Genomic DNA, 16539 nt, shown 5'->3' with positions numbered 1-16539 from the left:
CCGCCGCGTGGTTCGATGCCTGCCGTGGCGACCGACGACTCCGCGACGTACCACCCGACCGGCGGCGACGTCGTGCCGCTGCGCGAGGCGACGCGGGCGTGGTTCGCGATCTCGCTGCAGACCTTCGGCGGCCCGGCCGGGCAGATCGCGGTCATGCAGCACCACCTCGTCGACCGGCGCCGCTGGATCGGACAGCGCCGCTTCCTGCACGCGCTGAACTACTGCATGCTGCTGCCCGGTCCCGAGGCCCAGCAGCTCGCCATCTACACCGGGTGGTTGCTCAACGGCACCCGGGGCGGGCTGGTCGCCGGGGGGTTGTTCGTGCTCCCCGGGGCGCTGGCGCTGCTCGTGCTCTCCGCCGTCTACGTGCGCTTCGGCGAGAGCGCGGTGGTGGGTGCGCTGTTCGCCGGGGTCGCCCCGGCGGTCATCGCGATCGTCGTGCAGGCGGTGCACCGGGTCGCGAAGCGGGCGCTCGACCACCGCGCGCTGGTCGGCCTCGCAGTGGCGGCCTTCGTCGCGCTGACGGTGCTCGCGGTGCCGTTCCCGGTGGTCGTCCTGGCGGCCGGCGTGGCCGGCTGGTTCCTCGGCCGACGCGTCCCGGGTCTGGGTGACCCGAAGCCCCACGGCGACGCCGGCGACGGCCCGCCCCCGATCATCAGCGACGACGCGCTGCACCACGCGCTGCCCTCGGGGCGCCGCTCGCTCGGCGTGGCCGGGGTCGGGGTCGTGCTGTGGTTCGCCCCCGTGCTCGCGTTCGCGCTGCTCGTCGACTCCACCCCGGTCTTCGTCGACCAGGGACTGTTCTTCTCGGGCGCCGCGGTGGTCACCTTCGGCGGCGCCTACGCCGTGCTGGCGTACGTCGCCCAGCAGGCGGTCAGTGTCTACGGCTGGCTCGCGCCCGGCGAGATGGTGCGCGGTCTCGCCCTCGCCGAGACCACGCCGGGGCCGCTGATCATGGTCGTGCAGTTCGTCGCGTTCGTCGGCGCCCACCGCCAGCCCGGCAGCCTCGACCCCTGGGTCGCGGCGGTGCTGGCCTCGCTGCTCGTCACCTGGGTGACCTTCGTGCCGTGCTTCCTCTTCGTGCTGCTGGGCGCGCCGTACGTCGAGCGGCTGCGCGGCAACCGCGCCGTCTCGACCGCGCTGACCGGCATCACGGCCGCGGTCGTCGGCGTGATCGCCAACCTCGCGGTGTTCTTCGCGCTGCACACGCTCTTCGACGACACCTCCGTGGTGGGTGCGGGGCCGGTGCGCCTCGAGGTGCCGGTGCTCGGCTCCGCCGACCCGGTCGCCTTCGCCATCACCGCCGTAGCGCTGCTGGTGATGTTCGCGCGGGGCTGGAGCCCGCTGCGGACCCTCGGCCTGTGCGCCGCGCTGGGCCTCGCCGTGCTGGGCGTGCAGCTGCCGGTCTGAACGCACGAGCTCCCCGCCAGGGTCTGGCGGGGAGCTCGGTGCTGCACTGGTCGGGGTGACAGGATTTGAACCTGCGGCCTCGTCGTCCCGAACGACGCGCGCTACCAAGCTGCGCCACACCCCGAAGGCCTCCGGAATCCTAGCCGAGGCCCCCGGTCACGCCGAATCCGGGCGTGCGGTGAGCGTCAGCAGCGTCGCCTCGGGCCGGCAGCACAGCCGCACCGGGGCGTACGGCGAGGTGCCCGCGCCCGCGCAGACGTGCAGCCACGACGACCCCGGAGCGCCCGGCACGGCGTCGGCCGGGTGCCGGTGCAGGCCCTTGGCGCGGGCGGGCTCGAGGTCGCAGTTGGTGACCAGTGCGCCCGTGAACGGCAGGCACACCTGGCCGCCGTGGGTGTGGCCCGCGAGCACCAGCTCGTAGCCGTCGGCGGCGTACTGGTCGAGCACTCGCAGGTACGGCGCGTGCGTGACACCCATCCGCAGGTCGGCGTCGGTGGGGGCGGGCCCGGCGACGGCGGCCAGGTCGTCGTAGCCGAGGTGCGGGTCGTCGACGCCGACGAAGGCGATCGAGGTGCCGCCGACGCTCAACCGGCCCGAGGTGTTGGTCAGGTCGAGCCAGCCGCGGTCGCGGAAGCCGCGTCGCAGGTCGTCCGACGGGAGCCGCGGCGTGTGGGTGCTGCGCGTGCCGTCGTCGGGCAGCAGGTACCACAGCGGGTTCTTCAGCGTCGGGGCGAAGTAGTCGTTGGACCCCATGACGAAGACCCCCGGCACGTCGAGCAGCGGCCCGAACCCCTCGAGCACCGGCGCCACCGAGTCGGGGTGGGCCAGGTTGTCGCCGGTGTTGACGACCAGGTCGGGCTGCAGGTCGGCCAGGGACGCGAGCCACGCGCGCTTGCGACCCTGCGACGGCACCAGGTGCAGGTCGCTGACGTGCAGCACCTTGAGCGGCGGGTGCCCGGGGGGCAGCACGGGAGCGCTGAAGCGGCGTACGACGAAGCTGCGGACCTCGATGCCGGCCGCCCATCCCAGGGTCGCGGCGCCGAGGAGGGCGCCCGCCCCGACGGTCAGGCCGGCGGCCCGCAGGACGGGAGAAACTGCCTGGGGCCTCATGCGGCCAGGCTGCCACAATGGCGTGCATGAGCCTCAAGGAGCAGCTGCGCACCGACCTGACCGCCGCCATGAAGGCGCGCGACGAGGTCCGCTCCTCGACGCTGCGGATGGTCCTCACGGCCGTCACCAACGCCGAGGTCGCGGGCAAGGAGGCCCGGGTGCTCAGCGAAGACGACGTCCTCGGGGTGCTGACGAGCGAGGCCAAGAAGCGTCGCGAGGCCGCCGAGGCCTTCGCCGACGCCGGCCGCGACGAGCAGGCCGCCAAGGAGCAGGCGGAGGCCGCCGTCATCGCGGGCTACCTGCCCGAGCAGCTCGGCGAGGCCGAGATCACCGCTCTCGTCACCGAGACCATCGACGAGCTCGGCGTCCGCGCCGACGGCATGCGCGCCATGGGCCGCGTCATGGGCGTCCTCACCCCCCGCACCAAGGGCCGCGCCGACGGTGGCGTCGTCGCCGCCGAGGTCAAGAAGCAGCTCGCCGCCGGCTGATGGACAGCTCGCCCGTCCTTCGAGACGCCCTGCTCGTCCCTCGCAGGGCTCCTCAGGAACCATCTTTCGAGGCGCTTTGCTCGTCCCTCGCAGGGCTCCTCAGGAACCGTCCCTCGCGAGTCCGGGGCCCGTCCCGTCGACGCTCGCCCCGGGAGTCCCCGCTCCCTGAGGTGCGAGCGCAGCGAGCCACGAAGGGCGCTGCCGGGTGCGGGCCTGGGCTGGTCGAGGTGTGAGGGCCGCCAGGCCCGAGCCGCGAGACCCGGTGACGCCGCGCCACCGCGACCACCACTGGCCGTAGACGTCGACGTCAGCTGGTGCGCACGGTGATGGTGCTGCCGCGGGTGAGGCCGTCGCCGGGGGAGGTGGAGAGCTCGCGGGCGCGCCTGCCGTCGCCCTCGACGCTGACCTGGAAGCCGAGGTCGGCCAGGGCCGCGACGGCGCGGTCGGTGCGCTCGCCGACGACGTCGGGCACGGGGACCTCGATGGGTGCGTCGCCGAAGGTGGGCGAGGTGAAGTCCTCGTAGGGCAGCAGGTACTGGATGCCGCGCATGGCGTCGGCCCACATCGGCCCGGCGACCTGGGAGCCGGTGGCGGTGCCGATGTAGCTGCCGCCGACGTACTTGTTGTTGAGGGTGACCCAGTTGCCGTTGGCGTCGGCGCCCGCGACCATCGACGCGGTGGCCATGGTCGGGGTGTAGCCGGCGAACCACACGGAGTACTGGCTGTTGGTCGTGCCGGTCTTGCCGGCCGCGGGCTTGTCGAGCGCGAGGGCCGAGCCGAAGCCGCCCTCGATGACGCCGCGCAGGATGGAGTTGACCTCGTCGGCGGTCGACTGCCGGATCACCTGCTGGCAGGCCGCGTCGTACTTCTTGAAGACCTCGCCGTCGGCGTTGAGGATCTCGGTGACCGGCCGGCTCTCGCAGTGGCGGCCTCGCGCGGCGAAGGTGGCGTACGCCTCGGCGACCTCGAGCGGGCTGGTGTCGGCGACGCCGAGCACGAACGACGGCACCCGCTGGTCGACGGAGTCGGTCAGGTCGATGCCCATCGCCTTGGCGAGCGCGAAGGGCTCGCACAGGCCGGTGCGCTGCTCGAGCTGGGCGAAGAAGGTGTTGACCGACTCGCGCGTGCCGGTGACCAGGCTCTTGCGGCCGCTGGTGGTGCTGTTGGGGACGTTCCAGGTGGAGGTCGAGGCGTAGGGCCCGGTGCAGTCCATGAAGGACCCCTCGGACAGCGCCAGCTCCGGCGGCGAGCTGAAGGTGGTGCCGGAGGAGATCCCCTGCTCGAGCGCGGCGGCGAGCACGAAGGCCTTGAAGGTCGAGCCGGCCTGGAAGCCGTTGGCGTCGCCGTAGCGGGTGGGCACGGCGTAGTTGAGGTAGGTCTCGCCGCGGTCCTTGCGCTCGCCCACGGGCCGCGACTGCGAGATCGCGAAGACCTCGCCGGTGCCGGGCTGCACCATCGCGAGGCTGCCGATGGCCTCGTCGGTGGGGTCGACGCGGTTGGCGGTCGCCGCGTCGGCCGACTCCTGGTAGCGCAGGTCGAGCGTGGTCTTGATGGTCAGGCCACCCTCGTTGAGCAGCTGCTCACGGTCTTCCCTGGTCTCGCCGAGCGAGGGGTCGGAGACGAGGTAGCGCAGCACGTAGTCGCAGAAGAAGGGCGCCGCGGTGCTGGTGCAGCCCTTGCGGGTGGGGGTGATCTTGAGCCCGAGCGGGAGGTCGGTGAGCTTGTCGGCGCGGGCCTGGGGGATCTCGTCGAGCTCGGCCATCCGGTTGAGCACGACGTTGCGGCGGGCCTCGGCGCGCGCGGGGAAGCGGCTGGGGTCGAAGCCGACGGGGTTCTTCACCAGGCCCGCCAGCGTGGCCGACTGCTTGAGGTTGAGGTCGGCCGCGTCGACGCTGAAGTAGTGGCGTGCGGCGGCCTGGATGCCGTAGGCGCCGTCGCCGAAGTAGGCGAGGTTGAGGTAGCGCTCGAGGATCCAGTCCTTGGAGTAGTTCTCCTCGAAGGCGATCGCGTGCCGGAGCTCCTGCAGCTTGCGCTGGTAGGTGTTCTCGGTCGCGGCCGCCCGCTCCTCGTCGGTGTCGGCCTGCGTGACCAGCGTCAGCTTGGCCATCTGCTGGGTGATCGACGACCCGCCCTGGGTGCTCCCGGCGCCGGTCTGGTTGTTGACGAAGGCACGCAGCGTGCCGCGCAGGTCGAGCGCGCCGTGCTGGTAGAAGCGGTAGTCCTCGATCGCGACGATCGCGCGCTGCATCACCGGAGCCACGCGCTTCAGCGGCACGTTGACGCGGTTCTCGTCGTAGAGGGTCGCGAGCAGGTTGCCCTCGCGGTCGAGCACGCGCGAGCGCTGGGCCAGCGGCTCGGCCTCGAGCTCCTCGGGCAGCGCGTCCATCGACTGCTCGGCCGCGCGGGCGCCGTACCCCAGCGCCCCGACGACGGGGACGGCGAGCCCGGCGACCAGGACCCCGAGCACGGCGGAGACGACGACGATCACCCCGAGGTGCGACAGGGCCGATCCGAACGAGACGTGACGACGGCGCGGCATACCACAACCTTACGGAAGCGGTCCCGAAACCCGGCCAGGTGTCTCAGGTGATCTAGTCCGAAGGGACTATGCGACTTTGAACCCTCTGTGTCTGTTTTGAGCCGCCTCGCCTCCTTAATCTGATTCTGGGTCGAAACGGACGTATTGGGACGAGCCGTGGAGTACGACCCGGGACTTGGACTTTGGAGGGGATCATGTCCTGGAACGAGATGTGGGCGAACGCCGCGCTGTGCCAGACCGCCGCACCCGACGAGCTCTTCGTGCGTGGTGCCGAGCAGCACAAGGCCAAGGTGGTGTGCGGGGCGTGCCCCGTGCGCGCCGAGTGCCTCGCGGAGGCCCTCGACAACGAGATCGAGTGGGGCGTCTGGGGCGGCCTGACCGAGCGCGAGCGCCGCGCCCTGCTGCGCAAGCGGCCCAACGTCACCTCGTGGCGGGCCCTGCTCGAGACGGCCAAGGCCGCCCACGAGCGCGACGTCGAGACCGCTCGCGTCGCCAGCGCCTGAGTCACCTGCACCACCGCCTGACCGACCGCACCGCGACCACCGGCCGTCCCCCGGCTGCCGGACGTCGCCGGACCACGCCCCGCCCCCCGTACGGCGGCGTTCCCGGCGCCCGTGGGTCGCGGACAGGTCGCCGGGCGCACGACCGGACGCGGGCTGGTCGCCGCTGGAGCGGGAGGGCTCCGGCGGCGACGGCCCCGGGTCTGGTCAGACGGTCTGGGTCCCGGTGAGCAGCTCGCCGACGTGCCGCAGGCCGTCGAGGTCGTGCACGTCGCTCGCCAGTGCCGGCACCACCGCCGTCGCCACGTCGGGGTGGCTGGCCGCGAACCGGTCGGTCAGCCGCCGCTCGCGCTCCACGACCGTCAGCCGGTCGGCGTGCAGCCGCAGCAGGCCGGCGGCCAGCTCGACCGCGTGGTCGTCGGCTGCCGGGGCCTCGCCGGCCCGCAGCCGCTCCGAGGCCGCCCGGGCCGCTGACGTCGTCATCGACTCCGTCGGCGCGGCGCTCGCCCGGTTGACCACCAGGCCGGCCAGCGGCATCGCCTCGGCGCGCAGCCGCTCGACGAAGTACGCCGCCTCGCGCAGGGCGTCGGGCTCCGGGGCCGCGACCACGACGAAGGCCGTACGACGGTCCTGCAGCAGCTCGTAGGTGGCGGTGGCCCGCGACCGGAACCCGCCGAAGAGCGTGTCGAAGGCCGCGACGAAGGCACGCACGTCCTGCAGCACCTGTGCGCCCACGATCCTGGTCACCGCGTTGGTCACCAGGCCGACGCCGGCGGTCATGAACCGCGCCGGGCCGCGCGCCGGCGCGAGCAGCAGCCTCATGAAGCGGCCGTCGAGGAAGCTGGAGAGCCGCTCGGGGGCGTCGAGGAAGTCGAGGGCGCTGCGCGACGGCGGGGTGTCGACGACGATGAGGTCGTGGCGACCGGTGCGGCGGGCGTCGGCGTCGAGCTGGCCGAGCTTCTCCATCGCCATGTACTCCTGCGTGCCGGCGAAGGAGCTGGAGACCGCGACGTAGAACGGGTTGGCCAGGATCTGCTCGGCCTTCTCGGGGCTGGCCTGGCTCTGCACCACCTCGTCGAAGGTGCGCTTCATGTCGAGCATCATCGCGTCGAGCGACCCGCCGCCCTGGACCCCCGGCACGGGGCGGGGGGTGTTGTCGAGCTCCTCGATGCCCATCGACTGCGCGAGGCGCCGGGCGGGGTCGATGGTGAGCACGCAGACCTTGCGTCCGCGCTCCGCGGCGCGCAGCGCGAGCGCCGCGGAGGTGGTCGTCTTGCCGACGCCGCCGGACCCGCAGCACACGATGATGTGGCGCTCGGGGTCGTCGAGGAGCGCATCGACGTCGAGCACGGGTGCGTCGCCGCGACGGGCGACGAGGGGGCCGACACGGGCGTCGCGGCGGCTCATGCCAGCCCCTGCGCGCACAGCTGGTCGGCCAGCTCGTAGAGCCCGCCGAGGTCGATGCCGCCGGCCAGCTGGGTCAGCTCGACGACCGGGACCCCGAGGCGCCCGACCACGTCGCGCTGGTCGTCCTCGAGCCGGCGGCGCTCGGCGTGGTGGCGCCCCTCGGCGAGCAGGCCGTCGACCAGCCCGGGGGAGGTCGGCACGCCGACGCCCGCCAGCGCCTCCTCGAGGGCGGTGGCGTCGACGGTGTCGGCGAGCAGCGCCTCGCGGTCGTCGGGCGCGATCTCCTGCGGCCGCACCAGGTTGACCACGACCGCGCCGACGGGCAGGTCGGCGCGCTGCAGCTCGGCGATGCCGTCACCGGTCTCCTGCACGGGCATCTCCTCGAGCACGGTGACCAGGTGGATGCGCGCCTCGGCCCGCAGCAGCGAGGTGACGTTCTCGGCCTGGCTCTTGATGGGGCCGACCTTCGCGAGGCCGGCGAGCTCGTCGTTGACCCCGAGGAACTGGGCGATCCGCCCGGTCGGCGGGGCGTCGAGCACGATCGCGTCGTAGTGGCGGGCGCCCTTGTTGCGCTTGTTGCGGCGCGCCGCCTCGTAGACCTTCCCGGTGAGCAGCACGTCGCGCACGCCCGGGGCGATCGTGGTGGCGAACTCGACGACGCCGAAGCGGTCCAGCGCCTTCCCGGCGCGACCGAGCCGGTAGTACATGTCGAGATACTCCAGCAGCGACGACTCCGGGTCGATGGCGAGGGCGTAGACCTCGCCGGGCCCCGACTCCGCCTTGACGAGCAGCCGCTCCTCGTAGGGCAGCGGGGCGACGTCGAAGAGCTGCGCGACCCCCTGGCGGCCCTCCACCTCGCACAGCAGCACCGAGCCGCCGCGCGAGGCGATGGCCAGGGCGAGCGCCCCGGCCACGGTCGACTTGCCGGTGCCGCCCTTGCCCGTCACCACGTGGACGCGCGCGTCGGGGAACAACGAGGCCATGCTCCCGAGCGTAGGGGCACCACCCGGCCGACCGGGGCGGATGTGGCAGGGCACACCCGCGGCCGGCGACGGTGGTCAACGCGCACATGTGACGCCCGCCTCACCTCTGGCAGGATCGCCGTCGGAGGTGGTCCTGACGTGGACAAGGTGGTCGAGAGCGCGGCGGCGGCGGTGGCCGACATCCCCGACGGCGCGACGTTGGCGGTCGGTGGGTTCGGGTTGTGCGGCATCCCGTCGGTGCTGATCGAGGCGCTGCTCGAGGCGGGCACGACCGACCTCGAGGCGGTGTCCAACAACTGCGGCGTCGACGAGTGGGGGCTCGGGCGGCTGCTGGCCGCCAAGCGCCTGCGCCGGATGGTGTCGTCGTACGTCGGGGAGAACAAGGAGTTCGCCCGGCAGTACCTCTCCGGGGAGCTCGAGGTCGAGCTGACCCCGCAGGGCACGCTGGCCGAGCGGATGCGTGCCGGTGGCTGCGGCATCCCGGCGTTCTTCACCGCCACCGGCGGCGGCACCCAGGTCGCCGAGGGCGGCCTGCCGTGGCGCTACGACAGCGACGGCAACGTCGTCGTGGCCTCGCCCGCGAAGGAGACGCGCGACTTCGGGGGGCGTGAGTACGTCCTCGAGGAGGCGATCGTGGCCGACTTCGGGCTGGTGCGGGCGTGGCGGGGCGACCGTCACGGCAACCTCGTCTTCCGCGACTCCGCGCGCAACTTCAACCCGCTCGCCGCGATGTGCGGGCGTACGACGGTCGCGGAGGTCGAGGAGCTCGTCGAGCCCGGCGACCTCGATCCCAACCAGGTGCACGTGCCCGGCGTCTACGTGCAGCGCGTGGTCGCGCTGACGCCCGAGCAGGCGGCTGACAAGCGCATCGAGAGGACCACCACCCGACCCCGACCCGGCGGAGCCTCGGCGGTCGAGCCTGTCGAGACCGAAGGAGCCGCCTGATGCCGTGGAGCCGTGAGGAGATGGCCGCGCGGGCGGCCTCCGAGCTGAGCGACGGGTCCTACGTCAACCTCGGGATCGGGCTGCCGACGCTGGTGCCGAACTACGTCGACGACGACGTCGAGCTGGTGCTGCAGAGCGAGAACGGCATCCTCGGCGTCGGGGCCTACCCCTACGAGGGTGACGAGGACCCCGATCTCATCAACGCGGGCAAGGAGACCGTCACCGTGCGGCGCGGGGCGTCGTACTTCGACTCCGCGACGTCGTTCGGGATGATCCGCGGCGGCAAGATCGACGCTGCGATCCTCGGTGCGATGCAGGTCTCGGCCGGCGGCGACATCGCCAACTGGATGATCCCCGGCAAGATGGTCAAGGGCATGGGCGGGGCCATGGACCTCGTCCACGGCGCCAAGCGGGTCATCGTGCTGATGGAGCACGTGGCGCGCGACGGGTCGTACAAGATCGTCGAGGAGTGCTCGCTGCCCTACACCGGCCGCGCGGTGGTGCAGCGCATCATCACCGACCTCGGCGTCCTCGACGTCACCGAGCAGGGCCTGCGGCTCGTCGAGCTCGCCCCCGGCGTGACGCTGGAGGAGCTCCGCGAGAAGACCGAGCCCGGGGTGCTGGCCGACTGACCCGGGGTGAGTCAGCGGTGTGACTCGTCAGACAGTGCGTGCGGGACGCATCGACGGGCACCCGGTGGTTGAGATGTGAAGCATCCCTTTCCTCGACCACCGGAGGTCCGACCGACCATGTCCCGCGCTTTCGAGCCTGTCCGCATCGGCCGCTGGGAGCTGCCCCAGTCGTTCGTGATGGCGCCGCTGACCCGCAACCGCGCCGGCGAGGGCCACGCCCCGACCGAGCTCAACGCGGAGTACTACGGGCAGCGCGCCGGCGCCGGCCTCATCGTCACCGAGGGCATTGCCCCGAGCCAGGTCGGCCAGGGCTACCTCGACGTGCCCGGCCTCTACACCGCCGACCAGACGGCCGGCTGGCGCCGCGTCGCCACCGAGGTCCACCGTCGCGGCGGTGTCGTCGTGGCGCAGCTGATGCACGCAGGTCGCATCGCGCACGCCGACAACAAGGCCGGTGCCGAGACCGTCGCGCCGAGCGCCGTGCAGGCCCCGGGCGAGATGGTCACCGCCGACGGCCCGAAGCCCCACGACGTGCCGCGCGCCATCGAGACCGACGAGGTCGCCCAGGTCGTGCGCGAGTACGTCGACGCCGCCCGCCGCGCCGTCGACGCCGGTCTCGACGGCGTCGAGGTCCACGCCGCCAACGGCTACCTGCTGCACCAGTTCCTCGACCCGACCGTCAACCTCCGCGACGACCAGTACGGCGGCTCGCCCGAGGCCCGCGCCCGCGTGGTCGTCGAGGTGGTCACCGCGGTCGCCGCGGAGATCGGTGCCGAGCACGTCGGCCTGCGGCTCTCGCCCGGCCACCAGTTCAACGGCATCGGCGAGGAGCTCGGCTCCGACCTGACTGCGACCTACCGCGCCGTCGTCGACGGCGTCGCCCGCCTCGGCATCGCCTACCTCAGCCTGCTGGCCAGCCCGCTCGAGCCGCTGGAGTCCCTCGTGCGCGACCTGCGCGAGCGCTTCGGCGGTGCGGTGCTGCTCAACAGCGGCTTCGGCGACGTCACGTCGCTCGACTCCGTCGAGGAGCTGCTGGCGACCGGCCTCGCCGACGCGGTCGTCGTCGGTCGGCCCTTCCTGGCCAACCCCGACCTGCCCGAGCGCTGGCGCCGGGGTGCCGAGCTCAACGAGCCCGACCCCGACACCTTCTACGGCGGCGGCGCCGAGGGATACACCGACTACCCCACCCTGGAGCAGGCCTCCTGACCCTCGCTCCCTCTCGACCCCGTCGGCCCCGGCAACCCCCCTTCGCCGGGGCCGGCGGCCTGTTCGGAGGGTGGTGACAGCCGTCAAAGTCACTGGTTGACCAGTGACTTTGACGCTGAGCCACGAAAGCTTGCCGCGCTCAGCGTCAGACTTCGTGGCTCAGTGGCGCCCTGAGGGCATGCCCTGGCTCCTCGAGAAGATGTCGGGCTTCGCGTGAGGACCTGCCCGGGGAGCAGCAGAGTCACTGGTTAACCAGTGACTTTGTCGCTGAGCCACGAAGTCTGCGGCTCGCAGCCTCGACCAGACCCGCTCGACCGAGGCCGACCAGGCGCCGGCCAGGCTCACCGCGCTCAGCCTCGTACGGCGGCGACCACGTGCGGCCAGGCGGCGGACGAGGGGTCGACCAGCGACATGTGGTCGGAGTCGATCTCGTCGTAGCCGACCCACGGGTGCCGCTCGACGAGACCACGGGAGAGGTCGACCGGGACGGGCTCGTCCTGGCGGCCGTGCACCACGACGACCGGGCCCGCGGGCCGGTCGGTGAGCAGGGTCATCGGGTCGGCCGCGGCGGGGTCGAGGCCGCCGAGCAGCCGGGCCGCGGCGCCGCCGCCGAGGTCGCGGCGTACCGCCTCGGCCAGGTCGCAGACCGGGGCCAGTGCGACCGTGCGTGCGACGGGAGCGCCCGTCGCGGCGAGCCAGAGGACGAGGTGGCCGCCGGCCGAGTGGCCGACCGCCGTCACGGGTCCGGTCGGAACGCCGGCCCCGGCGAGCAGGCGGGGGGTGGCGTCGAGCGCGGCGCGGACGTCGTCCCCCGTGGTCGGCCAGCCCCCGCCGCCGGCCCGCGGGTGCAGCGCGCGCGAGGCCAGCGACTCGGGCACGCGGCGGTACTCCGGCGTCACCACCGTGTGGCCGAGGTCGGCCAGCGCCCGGGCCTGGGGCCGGGTGTGCTCACGGTCGATCGAGGCCTTCCAGAAGCCGCCGTGGACCACGAGCACCACGCGGCCCGACGGCTCGCCCGCCGGCAGGTGCACGTCGAGCTGGCCGCACGCGTGGGCGGCGTACCGCAGGGTCAGGTCAGGCTCGTTGCCGTCCGGCATGCACCCTAGGGTGGCAGGCATGCAGAAGTGGGAATACCTGACCGCGCCCGTGCTGGTGCACTCGACCAAGGCCATCCTCGACAACTTCGGCGCCGACGGCTGGGAGCTGGTGCAGGTCGTGCCGGGCATGAACCCGGAGAACCTCGTCGCCTACTTCAAGCGGCCGCTCGCATGAGCACGGGCACGCCGGAGGAGCGGCTCGCCGAGCTGGGCCTCGAAGTGCCCGAGGTCGCGAAGCCGGTGGCGGCGTACGTCCCCGCCGTGCGCAGCGGCGACCACGTCTTCACCTCCGGCCAGCTGCCGGTGCACCAGGGCACCCTGATCCACGTCGGCAAGGTCGGTGCGTCGGTGACGCCCGAGCAGGCCAAGGAGGCCGCGCAGCAGTGCGCGCTCAACGCGCTGGCTGCGGTGCGCTCGCTCGTCGGCGAGCTGTCCGCGGTCAAGCGGGTGGTCAAGGTGACGGCCTTCGTCGCCTCGGTGCCCGACTTCACCGGCCAGCCACAGGTCGCCAACGGCGCCTCCGAGCTGCTGGGCCAGGTCTTCGGCGACGCGGGCGTGCACGTGCGCTCGGCCGTGGGCGTGCCGGTGCTGCCGCTCGACGCCCCCGTCGAGGTCGAGCTCGTCGTCGAGGTCTGACCCGAGGTGAGCACGCCGCCCGAGCCCGTCGACAGCCACCGCGTCGCACTGCCCGAAGCCTTCGTCGAGTCCGTACGTCGCTTCCGCGCCGAGGGCCTCGAACCGGCCGAGCCGCGCGACGCGGCCACCGTGCTGCTGCTGCGCCCCGGGGCCGACGGTGCTCCGGAGCTGTTCTTGATGCGGCGGCAGACCTCGATGGCCTTCGCCGGGGGCATGTACGTCTTCCCGGGCGGCGGCGTCGACCGGCGTGACTCCGACGCCGAGGTCCGGTGGGCCGGCCCGTCGCCGGCGCGGTGGGCCGAGCGGCTCGGCACCGACGAGGCGCGGGCCCGGGCGCTGGTGTGCGCGGCGGTGCGCGAGACCTTCGAGGAGTCGGGCGTGCTGCTGGCCGGGTCGGAGGAGGGCGTCGTCTCCGACACCTCGGGCGACGACTGGCAGCGTGACCGGGCGGCGCTGGAGGACCGCGAGCTCGCCTTCAGCGACTTCCTGCAGCAGCGCGGCCTGGTGCTGCGCACCGACCTGCTCGCCGCCTTCCGGGGCTGGCTGACCCCGGAGTTCGAGCCCCGGCGCTACCGCACCTGGTTCTTCGCCGCCGCGCTGCCGCAGGGCCAGCGCACCGGCGACCCGTCGCGCGAGTCCGATCGCGTCGCCTGGGTGCCGGCGCGCCGGGCCGTCGAGCAGGCCGAGGCCGGCGAGGCGGCGATGCTGCCGCCGACCTACCAGAGCTGCCTCGAGGTGGCGCAGCACCCGACCCCCGAGGCGGTGCTGGCCGCAGCGGCCGACCGCACCGTCGAGATGTTCACCCCCGACCTCGTCGACGACGACGACGGTGAGCCCTGGATGACCTCGCCGGCGTGGATGCAGCAGCTGCTGAGCGAGCGGGCGGAGGTCCCGCGGTGAGCGGGGCCTGGACCGGCGGCGAGGTGTCGTCGCGAGCGCGCTGCGTGCTGGCGCCCAACGCCGACCACATGACGCTCGACGGCACCAACACCTGGGTGCTGCGCGAGCCCGGCGCGCGCCGCTCGGTCGTGATCGACCCCGGGCCGCCCGACGCGGGCCACCTCGACGCGGTGGCCGAGGCTGCCGGCGAGGTGGGGGTCGTGCTGCTGACCCACCACCACCTCGACCACTCCGAGGCCGCCAAGGACTTCGCGGCGCGGATGGGCTGCGGCGTGCGCGCGCTCGACCCGGCGTACCGGCTCGGCGGCGAGGGACTCGGTGAGGGCGACGTCGTCGACGTCGACGGTCTCGAGCTCCACGTCGTCGCCACCCCGGGTCACACCGCCGACTCGCTGTCCTTCGTGCTGCCCGCCGAGCGGGCGGTGCTCACCGGCGACACCGTGCTCGGTCGGGGCACGACCGTGGTGGCCCACCCCGACGGCGAGCTGGGCGCCTACCTCGGCTCGCTGCGCCGGCTGCACGCCCTCGCGGAGGCCGAGGAGCTGACGTGGGTGTGGCCGGGCCACGGGCCGGTGATCGACGAGGCCCTGCCCGCCCTCGACCACTACCTCGCCCACCGGCGCCAGCGGCTCGAGCAGGTCGAGGCCGCGATGGCGCAGCTCGCCGAGGTGCCGGCCGACGAGCTGCCGCGCCGCGTCGTCGAGGTCGTGTACGCCGACGTCGACCCGACGCTGTGGGGCGCGGCGGAGCTCTCGGTGCGGGCGCAGCTGGCCTACCTCGGTCGCTAGGTCGTGGACTCCCCGGCGCGGCCGGGGACCCCGGGGTTACCCTCGCGCCGTGCGCGGGAAGCTGGGGATGGCCGTCGCGGTCGTGCTCGTGCTGGCCGTGTGGGTGACGGGGTTCTTCTGGCAGCGCGGCGACATCAGCCTCGGCACCGCCTCCGCGCCCACGTCCGGCTCCGCCAGGCCGTCGGCGTCGGCGTCGCCCTCCGCCCCGGCCGACGACGCCACCACCCCCTCGGAGCCCGGCGCCACGCTGAGCGGGAGCCCGTCGCGCGACCGGCAGTCGCGCGACCGGCAGGGCAGGCCGAAGGTCGACCGCGAGCTCCTGGCGGCGCTGCGCGACGGCTCGCTGACGGCCCCCGAGGTCGACCTGCGGGTGGCCAGCCTCAACATCCTGGGCTCGAGCCACACCCGGGGTCCGGGCGGGCGGCCGGGCCAGCTGTCGGGCTTCGCCCCCGGCACGCGGCGCGCCGGCACCGTGCTCGGCCTGCTCGACCGCGAGCGCGTCTCGCTGGCCGGGCTGCAGGAGGTGCAGGGCGACCAGGCCCGCGTGCTCGCGGGCGCACCGGGGTGGCAGATGCACCCCGACGTCGGCGGCATCCCCGCGGCGGGCCAGAACGCCGTCATGTGGCGCACCGCGGAGTGGGAGCTCGTCGAGCCGGGGTCGGTGGCGATCCCGTACTTCCACGGCAACGTCAAGCAGATGCCCTACGTGCTGCTGCGGCACCGCGAGACCGGGCTCGAGACCTACCTCTCGACCTTCCACAACCCGGCCAGCACCCGCCGGGTCGGGCCGCAGGGGCGCTGGCGCGCCGAGGCGACGCGGCGCCAGGTCGGCTTCGTGCGCCAGCTGGCGACGACCGGCCGGCCCCACCTGATGACCGGCGACTTCAACGAGCGGGGCAGCTACTTCTGCGCCCTCGCCGGAGCCACGGGGGTCACGACCCCCGCCGGTGGCTCGGCGGGCGGGGGCTGCCAGCCACCCGCCGGTGCGCTCATCGACTGGGTCTTCGGTGACGCGGCCATCACCTGGAGCGGCTACGACGTCGTGCGCGACGGGGTCGTGCGGAGCACCACCGACCACCCCATGGTCGTGGCGGGCGCCCGCATCGACGGCGCCGACTTCCCCGACGCCTGGGGCCGCTGAGCGGGCTCAGCGGGCCCGGCGGCGCATCCGCTCGACGTCGTGGATGACCACTGAGCGGGGCTCCAGCCGCAGCCAACCGCGGGAGGCGAAGTCGGCCAGCGCCTTGTTGACCGTCTCGCGCGAGGCCCCGACCAGCTGCGCGAGCTCCTCCTGGGTGAGCTCGTGGTGCACGTGGACGCCGTCGTCGGCGGTGCGGCCGAAGCGGTCGGCGAGGTCGAGCAGCGCCTTGGCCACACGCCCCGGGACGTCGGAGAAGACCAGGTCGGCGACGACCTCGTTGGTCTTGCGCAGCCGCCCGGCGAGCTGGGAGAGCAGGCCGAGGGCGACGCCGGGGCGACCCTCGAGCCAGCGCAGCAGGTCGTCGTGCGACAGCGACAGGAAGGTCGACTCGGTGACCGCCGTGACGGTGGCCGAGCGCGGGCCGGGGTCGAAGAGCGACAGCTCGCCGAACATCTGGCCCGGGCCCAGGATCGCGAGGAGGTTCTCGCGGCCGTCGGAGGAGGTGCGGCCGAGCTTCACCTTGCCGTCGGTGACGATGTAGAGCTTGTCGCCCGGGTCGCCCTCGTGGAAGAGCACGTCGCCGCGGCGCAGTCGGCTCTCGCCCATCGACGAGCGCAGCGCCGAGGCCGCCTCGTCGTCGAGCGCGCTGAACAGTGGCGCCTGGCGCAGTACGTCGTTGGTCACCCGGAGGTCCCTTCGGTGCGCGCCCGTCGTCGGAGCGGGCGTGTGTCGGCTCACAGTCTGGACCATGGTGCCC

17 protein-coding genes and 1 tRNA gene are annotated in these 16539 nt (G+C 73.5%); 11 read left to right on the top strand and 7 right to left on the bottom strand.

Annotation, left to right across the window (positions count from 1 at the left end):
* Nucleotides 1-24 precede the first annotated feature (24 nt).
* Nucleotides 25-1410 (top strand): chromate efflux transporter, encoded by a 1386-nt coding sequence (gene chrA, locus ACYU8I_RS00585; protein ID WP_460836359.1) that lies wholly within the window; start codon nt 25-27, stop codon nt 1408-1410.
* A gap of 47 nt (nt 1411-1457) precedes the next feature.
* Here chrA and ACYU8I_RS00580 read toward each other — a convergent pair.
* Together ACYU8I_RS00580 and ACYU8I_RS00575 are read right to left on the bottom strand one after the other, a co-directional pair.
* Nucleotides 1458-1534: transfer RNA gene (locus tag ACYU8I_RS00580), tRNA-Pro, on the bottom strand.
* 32 nt (nt 1535-1566) lie between these two features.
* Complete coding sequence (locus tag ACYU8I_RS00575) at nt 1567-2520, bottom strand: metallophosphoesterase (protein ID WP_460836358.1); 954 nt, start codon at nt 2518-2520, stop codon at nt 1567-1569.
* Between the two features lie 17 nt (nt 2521-2537).
* On the opposite strand from ACYU8I_RS00575, the gene ACYU8I_RS00570 reads away from it, so the two are divergent.
* A complete protein-coding gene (locus ACYU8I_RS00570) occupies nt 2538-3008 on the top strand; it encodes a GatB/YqeY domain-containing protein (protein ID WP_460836357.1) in 471 nt (156 codons plus the stop codon).
* Between the two features lie 307 nt (nt 3009-3315).
* Here the strand turns inward: ACYU8I_RS00570 and ACYU8I_RS00565 are convergent, their stop codons facing one another.
* Nucleotides 3316-5547 (bottom strand): transglycosylase domain-containing protein, encoded by a 2232-nt coding sequence (locus ACYU8I_RS00565; RefSeq protein ID WP_460836356.1) that lies wholly within the window; start codon nt 5545-5547, stop codon nt 3316-3318.
* Between the two features lie 194 nt (nt 5548-5741).
* Between ACYU8I_RS00565 and ACYU8I_RS00560 the strand changes: the two genes are divergently transcribed.
* On the top strand, nt 5742-6050 hold the full coding sequence (locus ACYU8I_RS00560; RefSeq protein ID WP_460836355.1) for a WhiB family transcriptional regulator: 309 nt from the start codon (nt 5742-5744) through the stop codon (nt 6048-6050).
* 204 nt (nt 6051-6254) lie between these two features.
* Here the strand turns inward: ACYU8I_RS00560 and ACYU8I_RS00555 are convergent, their stop codons facing one another.
* Nucleotides 6255-7454 carry an ArsA family ATPase gene (locus ACYU8I_RS00555; RefSeq protein WP_460836354.1) on the bottom strand — a complete coding sequence of 400 codons (1200 nt, stop codon included), beginning with the start codon at nt 7452-7454 and terminating at the stop codon, nt 6255-6257.
* Nucleotides 7451-8437: an ArsA family ATPase gene (locus tag ACYU8I_RS00550; protein ID WP_460836352.1), complete on the bottom strand. Its 987-nt coding sequence runs from the start codon at nt 8435-8437 to the stop codon at nt 7451-7453. The genes ACYU8I_RS00555 and ACYU8I_RS00550 overlap by 4 nt, the downstream gene beginning before the upstream one ends.
* Nucleotides 8438-8575: 138 nt before the next feature.
* Between ACYU8I_RS00550 and ACYU8I_RS00545 the strand changes: the two genes are divergently transcribed.
* The 3 genes from ACYU8I_RS00545 (at nt 8576) to ACYU8I_RS00535 (ending at nt 11220) form a co-directional block, all read left to right on the top strand.
* A complete protein-coding gene (locus ACYU8I_RS00545; RefSeq protein WP_460836351.1) occupies nt 8576-9382 on the top strand; it encodes a CoA transferase subunit A in 807 nt (268 codons plus the stop codon).
* A complete protein-coding gene (locus ACYU8I_RS00540) occupies nt 9382-10014 on the top strand; it encodes a CoA transferase subunit B (protein ID WP_460836350.1) in 633 nt (210 codons plus the stop codon). Before ACYU8I_RS00545 ends, ACYU8I_RS00540 begins: the two co-directional genes overlap by 1 nt.
* A gap of 117 nt (nt 10015-10131) precedes the next feature.
* The gene (locus ACYU8I_RS00535; RefSeq protein ID WP_460836349.1) at nt 10132-11220 is read left to right on the top strand and encodes an alkene reductase; all 1089 of its coding nucleotides are present in this window, start codon (nt 10132-10134) and stop codon (nt 11218-11220) included.
* A gap of 350 nt (nt 11221-11570) precedes the next feature.
* Here ACYU8I_RS00535 and ACYU8I_RS00530 read toward each other — a convergent pair whose 3' ends face one another.
* Nucleotides 11571-12317, bottom strand: a complete 747-nt coding sequence (locus ACYU8I_RS00530; RefSeq protein WP_460836348.1) for an alpha/beta hydrolase — start codon at nt 12315-12317, stop codon at nt 11571-11573.
* Between the two features lie 19 nt (nt 12318-12336).
* Here ACYU8I_RS00530 and ACYU8I_RS00525 point away from each other — a divergent pair, with 19 nt between their 5' ends.
* From ACYU8I_RS00525 to ACYU8I_RS00505, 5 genes are read left to right on the top strand one after another with little or no spacing between them, the layout of a single operon-like run.
* Nucleotides 12337-12492 (top strand): DUF4177 domain-containing protein, encoded by a 156-nt coding sequence (locus tag ACYU8I_RS00525; protein ID WP_460836346.1) that lies wholly within the window; start codon nt 12337-12339, stop codon nt 12490-12492.
* On the top strand, nt 12489-12953 hold the full coding sequence (locus ACYU8I_RS00520; protein ID WP_460836345.1) for a RidA family protein: 465 nt from the start codon (nt 12489-12491) through the stop codon (nt 12951-12953). The genes ACYU8I_RS00525 and ACYU8I_RS00520 overlap by 4 nt, the downstream gene beginning before the upstream one ends.
* Before the next feature lie 6 nt (nt 12954-12959).
* The gene (locus tag ACYU8I_RS00515) at nt 12960-13853 is read left to right on the top strand and encodes an NUDIX hydrolase (RefSeq protein WP_460836344.1); all 894 of its coding nucleotides are present in this window, start codon (nt 12960-12962) and stop codon (nt 13851-13853) included.
* Complete coding sequence (locus ACYU8I_RS00510; protein ID WP_460836343.1) at nt 13850-14641, top strand: MBL fold metallo-hydrolase; 792 nt, start codon at nt 13850-13852, stop codon at nt 14639-14641. The genes ACYU8I_RS00515 and ACYU8I_RS00510 overlap by 4 nt, the downstream gene beginning before the upstream one ends.
* 49 nt (nt 14642-14690) lie before the next feature.
* Nucleotides 14691-15782: an endonuclease/exonuclease/phosphatase family protein gene (locus ACYU8I_RS00505; protein ID WP_460836342.1), complete on the top strand. Its 1092-nt coding sequence runs from the start codon at nt 14691-14693 to the stop codon at nt 15780-15782.
* A gap of 6 nt (nt 15783-15788) precedes the next feature.
* Here the strand turns inward: ACYU8I_RS00505 and ACYU8I_RS00500 are convergent, their stop codons facing one another.
* Nucleotides 15789-16466 (bottom strand): Crp/Fnr family transcriptional regulator, encoded by a 678-nt coding sequence (locus ACYU8I_RS00500; RefSeq protein ID WP_460836341.1) that lies wholly within the window; start codon nt 16464-16466, stop codon nt 15789-15791.
* Between the last annotated feature and the right edge of the window lie 73 nt (nt 16467-16539).

The sequence above is a fragment of the Nocardioides marmoraquaticus genome (assembly GCF_054777915.1).
The sequence above is the reverse complement of the archived record's forward strand: the minus strand, read 5'-3'. Positions and strand labels throughout refer to the sequence as shown.

Bases quoted from the DNA above. Each gene is read 5' to 3' on its own strand.
- ACYU8I_RS00525 (WP_460836346.1), top strand. From the start codon at position 12,337: ATGCAGAAGTGGGAATACCTGACCGCGCCCGTGCTGGTGCACTCGACC.
- ACYU8I_RS00530 (WP_460836348.1), bottom strand. From the start codon at position 12,317: ATGCCGGACGGCAACGAGCCTGACCTGACCCTGCGGTACGCCGCCCAC.
- ACYU8I_RS00535 (WP_460836349.1), top strand. From the start codon at position 10,132: ATGTCCCGCGCTTTCGAGCCTGTCCGCATCGGCCGCTGGGAGCTGCCC.
- ACYU8I_RS00560 (WP_460836355.1), top strand. From the start codon at position 5,742: ATGTCCTGGAACGAGATGTGGGCGAACGCCGCGCTGTGCCAGACCGCC.
- ACYU8I_RS00550 (WP_460836352.1), bottom strand. From the start codon at position 8,437: ATGGCCTCGTTGTTCCCCGACGCGCGCGTCCACGTGGTGACGGGCAAG.
- ACYU8I_RS00565 (WP_460836356.1), bottom strand. From the start codon at position 5,547: ATGCCGCGCCGTCGTCACGTCTCGTTCGGATCGGCCCTGTCGCACCTC.
- ACYU8I_RS00520 (WP_460836345.1), top strand. From the start codon at position 12,489: ATGAGCACGGGCACGCCGGAGGAGCGGCTCGCCGAGCTGGGCCTCGAA.
- ACYU8I_RS00540 (WP_460836350.1), top strand. From the start codon at position 9,382: ATGCCGTGGAGCCGTGAGGAGATGGCCGCGCGGGCGGCCTCCGAGCTG.
- ACYU8I_RS00555 (WP_460836354.1), bottom strand. From the start codon at position 7,454: ATGAGCCGCCGCGACGCCCGTGTCGGCCCCCTCGTCGCCCGTCGCGGC.
- ACYU8I_RS00570 (WP_460836357.1), top strand. From the start codon at position 2,538: ATGGCGTGCATGAGCCTCAAGGAGCAGCTGCGCACCGACCTGACCGCC.
- ACYU8I_RS00575 (WP_460836358.1), bottom strand. From the start codon at position 2,520: ATGAGGCCCCAGGCAGTTTCTCCCGTCCTGCGGGCCGCCGGCCTGACC.